At 42.7% G+C, this 14613-nt stretch carries 16 protein-coding genes; 7 read left to right on the top strand and 9 right to left on the bottom strand.

Going from position 1 to position 14613, the window contains the following annotated elements; all coding sequences use genetic code 11:
- The first annotated feature begins 6 nt into the window (after positions 1-6).
- The 4 genes from FLL45_RS06665 to FLL45_RS06680 are packed head-to-tail and all read left to right on the top strand — an operon-like array spanning position 7 to position 4014.
- A complete protein-coding gene (locus tag FLL45_RS06665; RefSeq protein ID WP_185964360.1) occupies positions 7-2019 on the top strand; it encodes a Gldg family protein in 2013 nt (670 codons plus the stop codon).
- Positions 2012-2476, top strand: a complete 465-nt coding sequence (locus FLL45_RS06670) for a hypothetical protein (protein ID WP_142941256.1) — start codon at positions 2012-2014, stop codon at positions 2474-2476. Before FLL45_RS06665 ends, FLL45_RS06670 begins: the two co-directional genes overlap by 8 nt.
- Position 2477: 1 nt before the next feature.
- Positions 2478-3290: a bifunctional DNA-formamidopyrimidine glycosylase/DNA-(apurinic or apyrimidinic site) lyase gene (mutM, locus tag FLL45_RS06675; RefSeq protein WP_142941257.1), complete on the top strand. Its 813-nt coding sequence runs from the start codon at positions 2478-2480 to the stop codon at positions 3288-3290.
- Positions 3271-4014 (top strand): Rossmann-fold NAD(P)-binding domain-containing protein, encoded by a 744-nt coding sequence (locus FLL45_RS06680; protein ID WP_142941258.1) that lies wholly within the window; start codon positions 3271-3273, stop codon positions 4012-4014. The genes mutM and FLL45_RS06680 overlap by 20 nt, the downstream gene beginning before the upstream one ends.
- Positions 4015-4117: 103 nt before the next feature.
- Here FLL45_RS06680 and rpmG read toward each other — a convergent pair whose 3' ends face one another.
- From rpmG to radC, 3 genes are all read right to left on the bottom strand, one after another.
- Complete coding sequence (rpmG, locus tag FLL45_RS06685) at positions 4118-4273, bottom strand: 50S ribosomal protein L33 (RefSeq protein WP_142892448.1); 156 nt, start codon at positions 4271-4273, stop codon at positions 4118-4120.
- Positions 4274-4284: 11 nt separating this feature from the next.
- Positions 4285-4521 carry a 50S ribosomal protein L28 gene (rpmB, locus tag FLL45_RS06690; protein WP_142941259.1) on the bottom strand — a complete coding sequence of 79 codons (237 nt, stop codon included), beginning with the start codon at positions 4519-4521 and terminating at the stop codon, positions 4285-4287.
- Between the two features lie 173 nt (positions 4522-4694).
- The gene (gene radC, locus FLL45_RS06695; protein ID WP_142941260.1) at positions 4695-5378 is read right to left on the bottom strand and encodes a RadC family protein; all 684 of its coding nucleotides are present in this window, start codon (positions 5376-5378) and stop codon (positions 4695-4697) included.
- A gap of 291 nt (positions 5379-5669) precedes the next feature.
- Here radC and coaBC point away from each other — a divergent pair, with 291 nt between their 5' ends.
- From coaBC to slmA, 3 genes are all read left to right on the top strand, one after another.
- The gene (gene coaBC / locus FLL45_RS06700; RefSeq protein ID WP_142941261.1) at positions 5670-6878 is read left to right on the top strand and encodes a bifunctional phosphopantothenoylcysteine decarboxylase/phosphopantothenate--cysteine ligase CoaBC; all 1209 of its coding nucleotides are present in this window, start codon (positions 5670-5672) and stop codon (positions 6876-6878) included.
- A 129-nt stretch (positions 6879-7007) separates the two neighbouring features.
- Positions 7008-9527: a phosphomannomutase/phosphoglucomutase gene (locus FLL45_RS23090; protein WP_281282196.1), complete on the top strand. Its 2520-nt coding sequence runs from the start codon at positions 7008-7010 to the stop codon at positions 9525-9527.
- A 9-nt stretch (positions 9528-9536) separates the two neighbouring features.
- The gene (slmA, locus tag FLL45_RS06710; RefSeq protein ID WP_142941262.1) at positions 9537-10127 is read left to right on the top strand and encodes a nucleoid occlusion factor SlmA; all 591 of its coding nucleotides are present in this window, start codon (positions 9537-9539) and stop codon (positions 10125-10127) included.
- 126 nt (positions 10128-10253) lie between these two features.
- Here slmA and FLL45_RS06715 read toward each other — a convergent pair whose 3' ends face one another.
- From FLL45_RS06715 to tatB, 6 genes are all read right to left on the bottom strand, one after another.
- The gene (locus FLL45_RS06715; protein WP_142941263.1) at positions 10254-11222 is read right to left on the bottom strand and encodes a hypothetical protein; all 969 of its coding nucleotides are present in this window, start codon (positions 11220-11222) and stop codon (positions 10254-10256) included.
- Between the two features lie 59 nt (positions 11223-11281).
- On the bottom strand, positions 11282-11929 hold the full coding sequence (gene pyrE, locus FLL45_RS06720) for an orotate phosphoribosyltransferase (RefSeq protein WP_142941264.1): 648 nt from the start codon (positions 11927-11929) through the stop codon (positions 11282-11284).
- Between the two features lie 82 nt (positions 11930-12011).
- Positions 12012-12797, bottom strand: coding sequence for a YdcF family protein (locus tag FLL45_RS06725; RefSeq protein WP_142941265.1), 786 nt, complete (start codon positions 12795-12797; stop codon positions 12012-12014).
- A 16-nt stretch (positions 12798-12813) separates the two neighbouring features.
- On the bottom strand, positions 12814-13413 hold the full coding sequence (locus tag FLL45_RS06730; RefSeq protein WP_142941266.1) for a hypothetical protein: 600 nt from the start codon (positions 13411-13413) through the stop codon (positions 12814-12816).
- 13 nt (positions 13414-13426) lie between these two features.
- Positions 13427-14239: a twin-arginine translocase subunit TatC gene (gene tatC, locus FLL45_RS06735; RefSeq protein ID WP_210247136.1), complete on the bottom strand. Its 813-nt coding sequence runs from the start codon at positions 14237-14239 to the stop codon at positions 13427-13429.
- Positions 14220-14597 carry a Sec-independent protein translocase protein TatB gene (gene tatB / locus FLL45_RS06740; protein WP_142941267.1) on the bottom strand — a complete coding sequence of 126 codons (378 nt, stop codon included), beginning with the start codon at positions 14595-14597 and terminating at the stop codon, positions 14220-14222. The genes tatC and tatB overlap by 20 nt, the downstream gene beginning before the upstream one ends.
- Positions 14598-14613 lie beyond the last annotated feature (16 nt).

The raw sequence follows: 14613 nt of genomic DNA on the forward strand, positions 1-14613 counted from the left end.
ACCTTAATGGCAAATCTTACTCGGCTATTGTGGCGAAGTCCAAGCGTAATAATAACCTTGGTCGCGGTGCTAGTTGCAATGGGTTTTTTTACTCGTTTAAGCTATCAGCAGTTTCTATTTTTGCAAGCGCAAAACTTAAGTAGTTTATCGGTTTTCAATGAAGTCATTATGCCATTAGCGGGTTTGACGCTGATTAGCCAGTTGCTGGTAGGGATAATTGCTTCAGTCCAATTGATGCCCCGGCTAGTCCAGTTGGGGCAAAGCTTCCTTATCTATCAAGCCGGCATACCACCTCTGCAAAGCTACTTAATTTTGGTCTTCCCAATAATCATTATTAGTTTCATTCCTTGGTTGTTTTTTTTATTAATATCGATTCATATTGACTTTGCAAGCCAACTCGACACGCTTCGATTGTTGGTTGCAGCTATCGGCTTGATATCGGTCGGATTAGTCGGGGTAATGGTCGTTGTATGTTGTAACTTTGTCGCATCTCGGGTTTTAACGGGGTTGTTATTAAGCACTATTTTGGTCGCTACTTTATTGTCGTTCGACAGCATGAACGCTTTGTTATGGTCGCAAAGTTATTGGCGAGGTTTGCTCAGTCCTTTCTATCGATTTAGAGAAGGCATTGTCGTTGTAGCGGATTTGATCGCCTTATCTGGTTGGCTAGTATTTTTATTCTCATTGGGGTTTTTACTCCTCCATAGGCGCTTGACTTGCAACAAAAATAAACCTTTATCGATACTCTTTATTGGCGTGTTTTTAGTCGCGACCGCAGGGCTTTATCAAGGACAATGGGATCTTACCAACGACAAGCGAAACTCGTTAGATTCAATTTTATTAACTAAACTGGAACAGCAAGATCAGCCTCTTGTAATCACCGCGGTCATCAATGAAGAAACTAATCGCGATGAAATTTTACGTGGCTTTGATGTAGTTAAACGATTTTATGACAAAAGCGAGATCAGTTTCCGAGCAAGACAATCTCTCGGACCTGAATTCCAATATCAAGGTGAGTATATTCAGTTTCAACTTGGCGAAATGTATCAAGCCATTGCTTACCCGCTTGAATACAACGTGAAAGCTTCTTTTGAAATGGCGATTAGTCAAATGCTGCGTCGTAAGTCTCAATGGATAACTTTTGTTGAGGGGCACGGGGAAGCTAGTCCAATTGCTAAGAATACATCCGATCTTGGAGAGCTGCACAACACCATTAAAATGATGGGTTGGCCAGTGGCTGCTCAAAACTTAACAACTACGCCTGTAATAAGCGACAATACTGGCTTGTTAGTGATTGCTTCAAGTAAGCAAAGTTGGCAAAAACAAGAAGAAGATTTAGTTTTAGACTACTTAAAAAATGGCGGCAACCTGCTATTAATGGTCGACCCAGATAGTGTCATGCCTCCTCGTTTGGAGGAGACGATCGGCATAAGCAGAATTCCTGGTACTTTAGTCGATTGGAGTGGTTATCAAGGAGGGACTCCACATCCAGCGATTGTGATTGTTAACCAGTTAACTGACCATCCAACGGTTAATAAGCTCAATAATCTTTTGGCGTTCCCTTGGGCTAGTGCGCTCGAAGTTGTCGAATTAAAAGTGAACCCCAACGTTGAATACACTTCTATCTTACGAACGCCACAAGGTGTTTGGACAGAGTTTAACGTCGAATCCGAGCAGCTCGCATTCAACCAGGAACAAGGCGAACTTCAGGGGAGTTTTGATATAGCACTTGCACGCGTTGATCAATCGAATCAACAGAAAGTTGTCGTTGTTGGTGATAGTCATTTTGCGTCTGATTCTGCGGTTAATAACTATGCGAATAAACAGTTTGCGCTGAACCTTATCAGCTGGTTGACTAACCTTCCGATTGACGAGCAACAAGTAGCACAAAATCGAGATTCGAGTTTGCGGCCTTCGCGACTAGGACACTTTGTGTTTAATTGGGGGTATGGATTGCTACTTCCTTCCTTACTGTTGCTCCTTTGGTTTTGGCGCAAGCGTCGGAGGTTTAATGCCTAGAAAAGGCCTTGGTTATACCCAACAGCAATGGACAAACCTGATCATATTTGTGATTAGTGCTTTGGTTTTGTTGTTTTTGTTTATCGGTAAAATTATGGAAAAGAATATCGATGAACAAACTGATCGTGTCGTAGAGCTGGTGCGTATAGATTTTGGTGGCCTCGAAATATGGCGCGAGCAACAAAATTGGTTATCGAGTAGCGCTCAGTTGCAGGCCGTTGAAATTCAAGCCATAGCTGATCGTTGGCAGAGTTTAGTGAATAAACCTGGTGAGACCTATCAATCATTACCGTCCGGCGGAAGAACTGTCTTGTTATATTTTTCGACAGTCGCTCAGCCAGTGGTATGCAAAGTGATTAATCGTAAAGGTTCACTGTTAATCGCGTTTATCACCACCCAACAATTAATAGAATTACCTTCAGCTGAGCGAAGTTTATATTTTCCAGAAGTCAGTTAATATGCCAGAGTTACCAGAAGTCGAAACAAGTGGACGCGGAATCGCACCACACTGTATTAATCAACAAATCAGTCAATTAATCATCCGTGAGAAAAAGCTTCGATGGCCGGTTGAATCATCGATGGCGCGAAAAGTGAATGGACAGACTATTCATAACATCTCTCGTCGCGGAAAGTATTTATTGTTGGAGATTGATATTGGGTATTTGATGATTCATTTGGGAATGTCAGGTAGCTTGCGAGTTGTTGACGATAACCGCCCGGTTGAAAAACACGATCATATTGATATTTGTTTAGCTAATCAGAAAATCATTCGTTATAACGATCCAAGACGGTTCGGAAGTTTTATTCTCAACAAACAAGGCTTAACGCATCCATTATTAGCAAAGTTAGGAGTTGAGCCGCTAACCGACGATTTTGATGCGAATTATTTATTTTCGATATGTAAGAGTCGCAAGGTTGCGATCAAGCCGCTAATTATGAACAGCCATGTTGTCGTTGGCGTTGGAAACATCTATGCGCAAGAATCTTTATTTCGCGCGGGAATTCATCCAAAAAGACCGGCGAATAAAGTATCAAAGGCTCGAATCGAGCGTCTTGTCGAAGAAATTAAGTTGGTGTTGGCTGAGGCGATCGAAGCAGGCGGTAGCAGCCTAAAGGATTTTACTGCAGCCGATGGAAAACCAGGATATTTTCAACACAATTTTCTTGTTTATGGCAGAGAGGGTGAACCTTGTCCTAGCTGTCAAAAGCCGCTGAAACAAAAGCAAATTGGACAAAGAACAACGGTGTATTGTGGAACCTGTCAACGCTAACCAGTCTCCCAGTATCGTCATTTGCGGTCAGGGAAGAATTGGCGGCAGCTTGATCGATATTTTGCAATCGCAAAATATCGATTATCTAAGCGCGCGACTTGATGTTGCTAGCGGCCTGTGTACCCGTCAACAAAATGATCCGCAACTTCCTCATGAAATCGACTTACTAGTGGTGTGTATTTCGGCGAGACATCGCGGCGGAGGAAAGTCGAGTTGGCAATGGAATAACATTTTTAATGGGCTTATCAAACAGATCGATGCTGGCGAGATTAGCGTTACCAGTCTAGTGATGGTGTCTTCTACCAGGGTCTATGAGGGTTATGATTGTGGTTTAATAAAGGCAAGTTCCGAAACACGTGCTTTGTCAGCTCAGGGGGAAGGCCTTGTTGCTGCGGAATCCGCATTGATAAATTCTCCCATAAATACCTTGATTCTGCGCTGTTCTGGACTTTACGGCGCGCTATATCCCGTTTATCAGCCAATATTATTAAGTGGAAAAGATAAGCCTCGATTTGGCGTCGACGCTGACAAGGTTGTTGAACGATTGTTCCTTGTTGTGAAACAAGTTTTAACTCACCAATTTAAGCCAGGTATTGAGTTAATGACCAATGGAAACTTGTACTTTAAAGGCGAAGTCTTGACATGGCCAAGAGACAAAAAGCACATCGAAAATTTGGCTAGAACGCATCGGGTGCTGATTAATTCATCAACGGTTGGGAAATAGACTCGGTATCAATGAGTTCAATGGTTACTCTTGGTATAAAATAAAAAACCCAGCGATTGCTGGGTTTTTTTAGGCTACTCGGTACACGAGCTAAAAAATCAATCTATTTGATTTTTGCTTCTTTGTACATCACGTGCTTGCGTACAACTGGGTCGTACTTTTTGAATTCAAGCTTGTGAGGAGTGTTCTTTTTGTTTTTGTCTGTGGTGTAGAAATGTCCAGTACCAGCAGATGAAACTAATTTGATTTTATCGCGCATGATGAGTCTCCTTAAACCTTAACGCCATTTTGACGAATAGTTGCTAAAACTGCATCAATACCTTTTTTATCGATGATGCGCATACCTTTTGCAGAAACGCGAAGTTTTACAAAACGGTTCTCACTCTCAACCCAAAAACGGTGAGTGTGAAGATTTGGCAAAAAACGGCGACGAGTGCGGTTTTTCGCGTGTGATACATTGTTTCCTGTTGCAGGTCTTTTACCTGTAACCTGACATACTCGTGACATGGTATTAGCCTCTTAAAATACTCTTTAAAAACGGCAAAATATTGCTTAGAGAATCGCTCTATTGCCTTCCTGCCGCGGAAAGGGCGCACTTTATACCAAATACCCGACCAGAATACAACTTTTTGCACAGAAAATTACCAATTCCTCGGCAATTTATCCCGAACACGGCAAAATCAAAGATTCCCACGTTCAGCTAATGAGATAACTCGGTTTCCTGCAACGATTAAATGGTCGAGTAGCCTGACATCAATTAGTTTGAGCGCTTGTTTTATTGTTTGGGTGATTTCGATATCGCAAACCGATGGCTCAGCTACTCCCGAAGGGTGGTTGTGGGCAACTATCATTGCTGACGCGTTATGCGTGAGCGCTTGTTGTACAAGGACTCTGGGATGAACACTTGAAGCATTGACTGTCCCAAAAAATAGTTCATCGTAGTGGATTACTTGGTGTTGATTATCAAGGAATAAGGCGACAAACACCTCATTTACGCGGCCACATATCTTGGCCTGTAGATAGGTTTTTACTTGTCTTGGGTTGTCGATGACGTCTCCGGCAGTGACTTGCTCATGCAAATATCGCTGGCCAAGCTCTAAACAAGCTTGAACCTGCAGATATTTAGCCTCTCCGATTCCCTTAAGCCTGCAGAAGCTGTTTAAATCAGCATTGAATAGCTTTCTTAAACTGCCAAATTCATTTAACAAGTCTCTTGCCATCTCGATGGCGTTTTTACCTTGGATTCCAGATCTTAGAATTACCGCTAATAACTCCGAGTCAGAGAGCGATTTTGCACCGCGCAGTAAAAGCTTTTCTCTTGGTCTATCTTGCTCAGGGAGATGATTTATTGTTCCGGTGTTCATATATTTTGATGTTTCTCATTTTTTACGGCGCATTTTGGGTTAGATCTAGGTGATGGATGAGTGCGCAGATCATTTGTGGGTATTTGAATGAATTTTGGGTGAATAATTGAAGCCTGTCTGTAGGAGTTTCAATGAAAAAAGATTGAGAAATCACTCAAAAGGTCTGCTATCATTGCGTAAGTGAGTATTCACGCCGGTACTAAAATAATTAAACCACTTCAATCGTTTAAATTTACGACTAAAAATAAGATATTTAACATTAAGAGTTAAGATATAGGGTTTTCTATAGCTATGCCTGCCGCTGTAAAAAAGAAGCTTGTTTTAGGAATAACTGGAGGTATCGCTGCCTACAAGTGCGCTGATTTAGTCCGCCGCTTGACTGAGCGAAATTTTGAAGTGCGTGTCGTTATGACAAGCAGCGCCAAAGAATTTATTACCCCAATGACCCTGCAAGCTGTATCCGGTCATCCTGTTCACGATGATTTATTTGATCCTCAAATGGAAGCTGCAATGGGTCATATAGAGCTTGCTAAATGGGCAGATTATATTCTGGTCGCACCTGCGACCGCCAATACCCTGGCGAAAATAGTACATGGAGATGCAGACAATTTATTACTCACGGTAATTTTAGCCTCGAGTGCGCCGCTGTTAATTGCACCAGCGATGAATCAACAAATGTGGGCCAATCAAACGACTCAGGATAATTTAAAGGCGCTTGAAAAGTCCGGTGCGACGATTCTTGGACCAGGAGAAGGAGAACAAGCCTGTGGTGATGTTGGCGCAGGGAGAATGCTGGAACCTCTTGATATCGCCCAACGCTTATACGCTTTAGCTGAGTGTGAAAAAAAACTGCAAAATAAAGTGGTTATGATTACTGCAGGGCCAACAGTAGAGGCAATCGATCCGGTTCGTTACATTTCAAATCATAGTTCTGGAAAAATGGGGTACGCGTTAGCTCGAGCTGCACAGTTGGAAGGTGCCGAAGTGAGATTAGTATCAGGGCCTGTCAGTTTGCGCGACCCGCACGGTGTGACTACTGTCCGAGTGACCAGCGCAAAACAGATGTTTGACTATGTTAAGTCCAATATTGCAGATGTTGATGTTTTTATCGGGTGTGCCGCGGTTGCCGACTACACACCTGTAGAAGTCGCGTCACAAAAAATCAAAAAGAATGATGATGAGATGACGCTGAAGCTAAAGCGAAATCCAGATATCCTGGCTTGGGTTGGAGAACAACAAGCGACAAGATTTGTTGTTGGGTTTGCTGCAGAAAGCCAATCCCTCAAAGAGTTTGCATTAAAAAAGCTGCAAAAAAAGAAGCTTGATTTAATTTGCGCTAATGATATTAGCCAACAAGGGTTGGGGTTTAATAGTGATAACAACCAATTGTTGTTACTTTACCGCGATGGACAAGAAAAATTATTAGATATTGCCACTAAAGATGCATTAGCCGCTGACATAATGCAGGAAATTGGCGAGCATCTTAAACAGCGTAGTTAGAACACGGTTTAGATTCAAATCGTTGAACCATTCGATTCGTTGTATTGATTTAAATTAATCGGTTGGCGGTCTGAATAAAACAGTCTTATTAGATCAAAAGACGGGAATAAATAGGTTTGGAGACCAAAGGTGAAGATCAATAAAGATAAAGAAAAACAAAAGTTAAAAGCGAAAAAAAGTGCGCCAGTAAAAACGTTGCTAAGCTATTCACTGCCTTACTTAGTTTTGTGCGTGCTAACGATCATTTTCGTCGCGATTATTCAATATTATTTGGTGGTAATTGCTCCGGCTGATGATAAAAACAGAACTTTTGTCAATGTGACTATGACTTCATATATGGAACTGGTTCTTAGCCGTCTGAATGGAATTAGTCTTACTGCTCAATCGGTTTTAAATGACCCTGCAACCAAACATGTATTGAGAACTGGAACTCCCGAACAGTTTGCAGTTATTGAAGAAAATCTAAAAAGTCGACTCAATGATGTTGTTGGGGTAAGAATTCTTGATTCTGGTGTTCATGATGTTGATCCGAACTCTACGCCAGTGATCACCAATGTAACTTTGCAATTGATACGGCAGTTGAAGAATGCTGAAACGATTTTACCGGAGGCAATTAACTCTGGGGAAAAGAGTCAGCATGTTGCGGTAATTTTTAAAGTTGTTGGCACATCGAAAGTCGCCCTGATTGGTGTTGACTATGCCATTTTTGAGAAAGCATTGCCGCCAGAACGTCTGGTGCCAGGTTACTATGAATTTTTACAAAATTTCGCGAATCAAAACCGCTCGATAGTCTCAATTGGGAGCGCAACTTACAAAGTTGGTGAGCCCTTAGGCATTGCTAATGTCCCTAACACGCAATGGCGAATTGCTTACTGGCCAGCAGATCCTGATAAATTTAGCTCACGGGATGAGTTGTTGATCTTTTTTGGCGGTTTAACGCTTGTCATGTCGTTAGTGGGTATAGGCGGCTTTTTTGGACTGAGAAGTTTACAGACCAAAGTGAGAAGTGATGCATCAAACCTTGTGAAATGGTTACTCGATAGTAAGAAAGAAAACAAACCTTTGGTGGTTAACGAGTACGATTTGCAGGTATTTCAAGATATGGCTCAAACGTTGGTGAGAGAGGGCTTTTCATTGCAGTTAACAGCAACCGAAAGCACTGCTAGCAAAGGACCAGAAAAAGTCGCTGAAACCAAACCAGGCTCGTTAATTGAAGCCTTGTCTTCAGGAAATGACGAAGCCTTAGAGCTGATTGACAATAGTTCTTCGCAGACATCTTCGATTTCACCGACGATATTTAGAGAATATGACATTCGCGGCATAGTTGGGGATACTTTAAACGCTGAAGTTGTTAAAGATTTAGGTCGAGCTATCGGTAGTGAGGCTTTTGAGCGCGGTGAGCAAAGAGTTGTTATCGCCCGAGACGGGAGACTATCAGGTCCAGATTTGCTTGAAGCTTTAAAGCAAGGACTCGTAGAGTCTGGTCGCGACGTTATTGATATCGGTGAAGTGCCAACGCCATTATTGTATTTCGCAACAAATTACCTTGATGCAAGCAGTGGGGTAATGCTGACCGGTAGCCATAATCCGAAAGATTATAACGGACTTAAAATTGTTATCGCAGGACGTACCTTGTCAGGCGAAGAAATCCAAGCATTGAGAAAGCGTATTGAGACTGGAGACCTGGTAAAAGGTTCGGGAAGCAGTGAATCGACTTCGGTAACTCAAGACTATATTAGTCAGGTAACTGGTGATGTTGCGCTAGCTCAACCGCTTAAAGTCGCTGTAGATTGTGGAAATGGCGTAGCAGGAAAAATTGCGCCGCAATTACTTCAAGCGCTCGGATGCGAAGTCATTGGATTGTATTGCAAGGTCGATGGTAATTTCCCTAACCATCACCCGGATCCCAGTAAACCAGAGAACCTCATCGAGTTAATCGAATTAGTGAAATCTGAGGAAGCCGATATCGGACTCGCTTTCGACGGAGACGGCGACCGCTTGGGCGTAATTGATTCAGAGGGCAATATCATTTGGCCTGATCGCCAGATGATGTTGTATTCGGTAGATGTATTGTCACGCAATCCAGGGGCCGACATTATTTATGATGTGAAGTGTTCTAAACATTTAGCGAAAGTCATTTCTGCCAATGGCGGCCACCCGATTATGTGGAAAACTGGACATTCGTTGGTAAAAGCAAAAATGCGAGAAACCGGTGCGCTTCTCGCTGGAGAATGTAGTGGACATATATTCTTCAAAGAGCGTTGGTATGGATTTGACGATGCACTTTATACCGCCGCAAGATTGTTGGAAGTACTCGCTGCTGACACTCGTAAATCAGCCGAGATATTCAGAGCTTTCCCAATTAGCGAAGTAACGCCTGAAATCAATGTTCATATTGCAGACGAACGCAAGTTTGACTTTATCAAGCGATTATCAATGCAGGGTGCGTTTGGTGAAGGCAAGATGATTGATATCGACGGTGTTCGAGTGGAGTATGCTGATGGATGGGGGTTAGTGCGAGCGTCGAATACGACTCCCAATCTAGTTATTCGCTTCGAGGGAGACTCGCCACAAGTTATCGAGCGGATTAAGAAGATTTTTAAACAGCAGTTGATGATGGTTGATAGCAGCCTCAATTTAGACTTTTAGGAGGCTGCCGTGGTCGACAAAAAAAACAGTAGAAAACAAGATATTTTGCAAAGTCTCGCTCATATGTTAGAGACTGACTTATCCGCGAGAATAACAACAGCACGTCTAGCGAAAGAAGTTGGGGTTTCGGAAGCTGCTTTGTATCGTCACTTTCCAAGCAAAGCGAGAATGTATGAATCGTTACTAGATTTTTGTGAAGAAAGTATTTTTTCAAGAGTCAACAATATCAGTAGCAGCGATCAATCTAGCTTAGAAAAATGTAATTTGATTGCTTTGTTGGTGTTAAATTTTAGTCAGCGGAATGCGGGAATAAGTCGACTATTAACTGGAGAAGTTTTACTGGGTGAAACTGAACGCTTGAAGGATCGTGTTTCTCAACTGTTTGACCGCTTGGAGCTTCAGATTAAACAGGTGTTACGTAACCAAGCGGTTCAGGATGGGCAGTCAACAGTTGATTCGGCTGCAATGGCTAAACTGGTCACTTCGCTTATAGAAGGAAGAGTTCAGCAGTTTGTTCGCTCTAACTTTAAGATTGACCCGACTGCTAGTTGGGATACGCAATGGCGAATTGTTAATCAAGGACTGGCTAGTTTAGTGTAATGATTCTAACCCGTTAGTGGTGCTGTTGAGTCGAGACACGAAATGAGTTAGTCGCGCCCAATGGTTTGTTAATCGCACGAAACCATTGAATAGTAGGTTGGAATGCGCTCAGTGGAAGTGCGCCGGCTAGTCTAGCCGACGTTTCAAAAATGACAAATAGTTTTTGCGCAAGTTTTTGGCGACATCGCTGCGACATAAGTCGGCACCAATATCACTATCAGCACAGCTCACTTCTAGCACAATTTGGTTTTTGTTTTTAGGAGCCGGTATCCTTGAGAATGACAAAGCCACATCAGTATCTTTCTCTGGCTTGCTGGTCAGTATTAAGGTGTTGGTGATAATTTCTATCTGCCCTGATGCGTTATCTTTGGCATAAACTTGAGCAAGTTGCCATGCTTTTTGGCAGACGTTTAAGTCAGGACAGTCAAAGGTAATTGCTCGAGAGCCGTCATTATCGGCCTGTTCTTTTTTGAGCGTCATACGCAGTGACTCGAGCTCTTTGTATCTAACAATATCTCTTTCGTAGCGTTGCGCGACTTTAACTTTTTCTGCTTCTAGTAGCTGTGAGTTTTTGGTTGTACCGAGGATCTGCTCTTGAGTATCTTCGATGTCACGGCTGAGCACTTTTGGAATTTTTTGCCCCAAGCGTTCATGAGTCGCTGCTTGGCGTTGTTGATCTTCTAACTGTAATTTGAGCAAGTCTGACTTACTTCCTTGAATGCGAATTCGTTGCTCAAGCGCCAGTAGCTGGGCGTCACGATTTCGAATGATGTCGCCCACTGAGCTAAATTGACGGAGTAGATCAGCGTCGGAGCGAATTTGTTGCTTCAAAGCATATTCTTCTTTTTTCTTTTCAAGCGCTTTGAGACGCTCTTCCTCTTCTTGCAACAAGGTTTTGCCAGGGCCGACCCGTTTTATAAGTTTGCCATTAGCATTAATGACATCATAACCAGAAGCGATCATGTCGTTGGTGAGCTGATCTTTGACAACGACCCGTCCTTCCGCATTTTTAAATCGGTAAAATTGTTTCGCTTCTAACCCCGTTGCAACTAGGGAAATAATAATTAAGATAATGATTTTATTGAATATTTTCATAGACACATCATAGCAAAAAATTGCTTAATAACCGAAATTATCGATAAATTAACCTGAATTTAAGCTGAAATTCCATAACTTTGCCGGTAATCCGTCATAAGTTTGGAAAATTTTGATAGCGTTTTGTCTTCAGCAATATACTGCTGGAGGTCATTCAAAGTGATAATAGCATAAACTGGTAATTTGTATTCTCTTTCGACTTCTTGGATAGCAGAGAGTTCACCTTGGCCTTTTTCTTGGCGGTCAAGCGCTATCAACACACCTGCTGGTGTAGCGCCTGCCTCTTGGATTATTTCAATTGATTCGCGGATTGCGGTCCCAGCAGTAATAACATCATCAACAATTAAAACTTTTCCTGCGAGTGGGGCGCCGACCAAATTCCCGCCTTCGCCGTGAGATTTGGCCTCTTTACGGTTGAAACAAAACCCCACATTGATTTGGTGATTGCTTGATAACGATGCTGCGGTGACCGTTGCCAATGGAATACCCTTGTACGCTGGACCAAAAACCATATCAAAGTCGGCCCCGGCGTCAACCAGTGTTTGAGCGTAGCAATCTCCGAGTGTTGCTAAATCGTTGCCCTGATTGAAATAGCCCGCGTTAAAGAAATAGGGACTGATGCGTCCTGATTTCAGGGTGAATTCACCAAATTGCAAGGCTTGCTTGTTGATTGCCATCTTGATGAAGGCATTTTTGATTTCGGACATGTTTATTGTTTCTTACTCTGTGGAATTATGCGAAGTTTAACGAAACTTTCGACTCACGCCAAATGCTGAAGCGTATGAATTCTTAGTAGCGGAGTTCGAGCCACAGTGAGACAAACATTTCGAAAAAGGCTTTGTTGCTTTGTGCGAGCGCATCCGCGCTCGGGAAATAGTCTCGCCAGTTATCGCTGAGGATCTGCCCACTTAGGAAGGCGGTTGGCGCCTCGACAACTTTCAACCCGTTTGACTCGAAAGCTTTGGACGCTTTTGGCATATGCCAAGCGTGAGTGACTAATATAACTTCGTCGATATCGTTTTTCTTTAAAATATTTGCTGAGTATTCGGCGCTTTGTCCGGTATTTTTGCTTTCAGACTCTATCCAACGTGGTTGGTTGCCAAAGCTTGCCGCCATTAATTGATTCATTAGAACTGATTCGGCTGTTGCTTCATTAGAGCTGCTACCACCTGATAATAATACAGGGAGTTGGGTTCGCTTTTGCAACCAACTCGCGAAGTGGATTCTTTGCAAAGTGGCAGGATTAACGATATCAATTTTGTCATATTCGGGGGCCGCGGCAACTCGCCCGCCTGATAATACGACAATCGCTTTGTTACTGATATCCGATTGACTAATTTGTTTGATTTGTTGTGTTGTTAAAGCACTGGTTGATTCGATGCGTTGGATTAGGCTGTCTGCAACTATTGGTAAGCTGAAAATATAAAGTGTGATTAGCGAAAGTGAAAACAATGACACGGCGGTTTTACGATAACGCTTTAAGAGTATCCAGCCGGTGAGTATCAGAATAAGGTTAATTCCGGGCGGCATAAAAAAGCTATTGAGAATCTCAGCGAATAATTGCTCCCAGCTCATATGACCTGCTCCTGGATTATTTTACCCGTTTGACTTTTGCCTGTGCATTTAGGCCTTCTGCTTTAATTTTGTAGTCGCCAAAGCCCCCTTTCTCGATTACGACTTTGGGGTTACTTAAATTGACGTAACCTCTGGAGTTACTGACAACTTTCCACTTTTGACCATTATCTAAGGTAATTATCGCGCCTTTTTTCCACCCTTTGAATTGACCAACAATAGTCGAACGAATCGTTCTCAACTGGTGGATTTCAGAAACGGTTTTTCCAAATAAATCTTCTTGGCTTGCGGTGATTTGCTTTGTTGCCTCTTGAGACGGTTTAGGAGTGACTGAAGGGGCTGTTGGCGAATCACTCGTAGATACTGCGTTTACATTTTGAGGAGCTGCCGATACATTCGCCGTGTTTGGCGATTGTGAGACTGCTTCAGAAATCTTCTCGGTTAGAAGAATAACTGGTTCGCCTTGGTTGTCGGTGACTTGCGCTTTGGCGATCGCGTCGTAACATTCTAGGCGCGCGGTGTCTTCTTTTATGTTTAGACATTGGGTAAGTTGCTGATTGACATTAGCCATCGCCGGAGCAGTAAATGCTGTCAATAATAGCATTGGTATCAGCTTCATCAGTCGTGTCCTCTTAAGCTTGTTCGGTTTTCTTAGCATCTTTATTTTGAGTACTAAACTTGGCAAAAAATATTCCAAATTCAAACAATATCAACATTGGAATAGCGAGCAGTGTTTGTGAAATGACATCCGGTGGCGTCAACAGCATACCAATGACAAACGCGCCAACTACCACATAAGGGCGCTTTTCTCTCAGACTATCTACCGTAGTTAAGCCCGACCATACCAGCAATACTGTCGCGACAGGTATTTCGAATGCGAGGCCAAAGGCAAAAAACAGCTTTAATACAATGCTCAGATAACTGCTGATATCGGGCGACAGGTCGATTCCTTCTGGGCCGACTGCAGTTAAAAAATCCCAAGCGAGCGGGAACACGACAAAGTAGGCGAACGCTAGCCCAGCATAAAAGAGTAGAATACTTGAGAAGAGTAAAGGGTAAGCAAACTTCTTTTCGTGGCGATAAAGCCCGGGAGACACAAATGCCCATATTTGATGCAAGATATAAGGCATCGCGACGAAAACTGCGACATAAGCTGTGGTTTTAAAGGGTGTCAGAAAAGGAGCCACGATATCAATAGCTACCATTGAAGCATTTTCTGGAAGGCGCTGTATCAATGGGTCAGCAATGAACAGATAGATATCATTGGCCCAATAGACCATAGCAACAAAGACGATTAAGATTGAAAGCACTGAACGTAAAAGTCTATCCCGCAACTCTAACAGGTGAGACAGGAGTGGCATGTCTGCATGCGAATTGTTTTGATCAAGGCTTTCTTCTTGCTCAAAGCTATCATCGTGATCAAGATTATTGGGCGGTTGGGTCATTGTCTTTATTGTTTGGTGTGTCTTTTAATGATTGCGCTGGTTCTTCGATGGCGCCGATATTTTTCAAAGGGTTCGATAAGTTTTCGGAAACATTGTTAATACTTTGTTGTGAGTCATTAATGGTTTCTTTGATTTCATCAACACCTAGTTGACTCTCAAGGTTTTGTTTTTGTTCTTGGAGTTGCTGCTGTAACTCTTGAACTTTTAGTTCACGATCGATTTCATTTTTAATTGAGTTAAAACCTTGCTTGGCTTTACCAACCCAAAGTCCGACTGTACGCGCAGCCTTGGGGAGTCGCTCTGGCCCAAGCACGATCAAGGCGATAACGCCGACAACAAATAGTTCCCAGAAACTCATAATCAATCACTAAAGT

It is taken from the genome of Aliikangiella marina, from assembly GCF_007004765.1.
Lineage (GTDB): Bacteria > Pseudomonadota > Gammaproteobacteria > Enterobacterales > Kangiellaceae > Aliikangiella > Aliikangiella marina.

Excerpts from the sequence above, each read along its gene's own strand:
- FLL45_RS06665 (WP_185964360.1), top strand. The coding sequence starts at position 7 with ATGGCAAATCTTACTCGGCTATTGTGGCGAAGTCCAAGCGTAATAATA.
- FLL45_RS06670 (WP_142941256.1), top strand. The coding sequence starts at position 2,012 with ATGCCTAGAAAAGGCCTTGGTTATACCCAACAGCAATGGACAAACCTG.
- mutM (WP_142941257.1), top strand. The coding sequence starts at position 2,478 with ATGCCAGAGTTACCAGAAGTCGAAACAAGTGGACGCGGAATCGCACCA.
- rpmG (WP_142892448.1), bottom strand. The coding sequence starts at position 4,273 with ATGCGCGATAAAATCAAATTAGTTTCATCTGCTGGTACTGGACATTTC.
- rpmB (WP_142941259.1), bottom strand. The coding sequence starts at position 4,521 with ATGTCACGAGTATGTCAGGTTACAGGTAAAAGACCTGCAACAGGAAAC.
- radC (WP_142941260.1), bottom strand. The coding sequence starts at position 5,378 with ATGAACACCGGAACAATAAATCATCTCCCTGAGCAAGATAGACCAAGA.
- coaBC (WP_142941261.1), top strand. The coding sequence starts at position 5,670 with ATGCCTGCCGCTGTAAAAAAGAAGCTTGTTTTAGGAATAACTGGAGGT.
- FLL45_RS06715 (WP_142941263.1), bottom strand. The coding sequence starts at position 11,222 with ATGAAAATATTCAATAAAATCATTATCTTAATTATTATTTCCCTAGTT.
- pyrE (WP_142941264.1), bottom strand. The coding sequence starts at position 11,929 with ATGTCCGAAATCAAAAATGCCTTCATCAAGATGGCAATCAACAAGCAA.
- FLL45_RS06725 (WP_142941265.1), bottom strand. The coding sequence starts at position 12,797 with ATGAGCTGGGAGCAATTATTCGCTGAGATTCTCAATAGCTTTTTTATG.
- FLL45_RS06730 (WP_142941266.1), bottom strand. The coding sequence starts at position 13,413 with ATGAAGCTGATACCAATGCTATTATTGACAGCATTTACTGCTCCGGCG.
- tatC (WP_210247136.1), bottom strand. The coding sequence starts at position 14,239 with ATGACCCAACCGCCCAATAATCTTGATCACGATGATAGCTTTGAGCAA.
- tatB (WP_142941267.1), bottom strand. The coding sequence starts at position 14,597 with ATGAGTTTCTGGGAACTATTTGTTGTCGGCGTTATCGCCTTGATCGTG.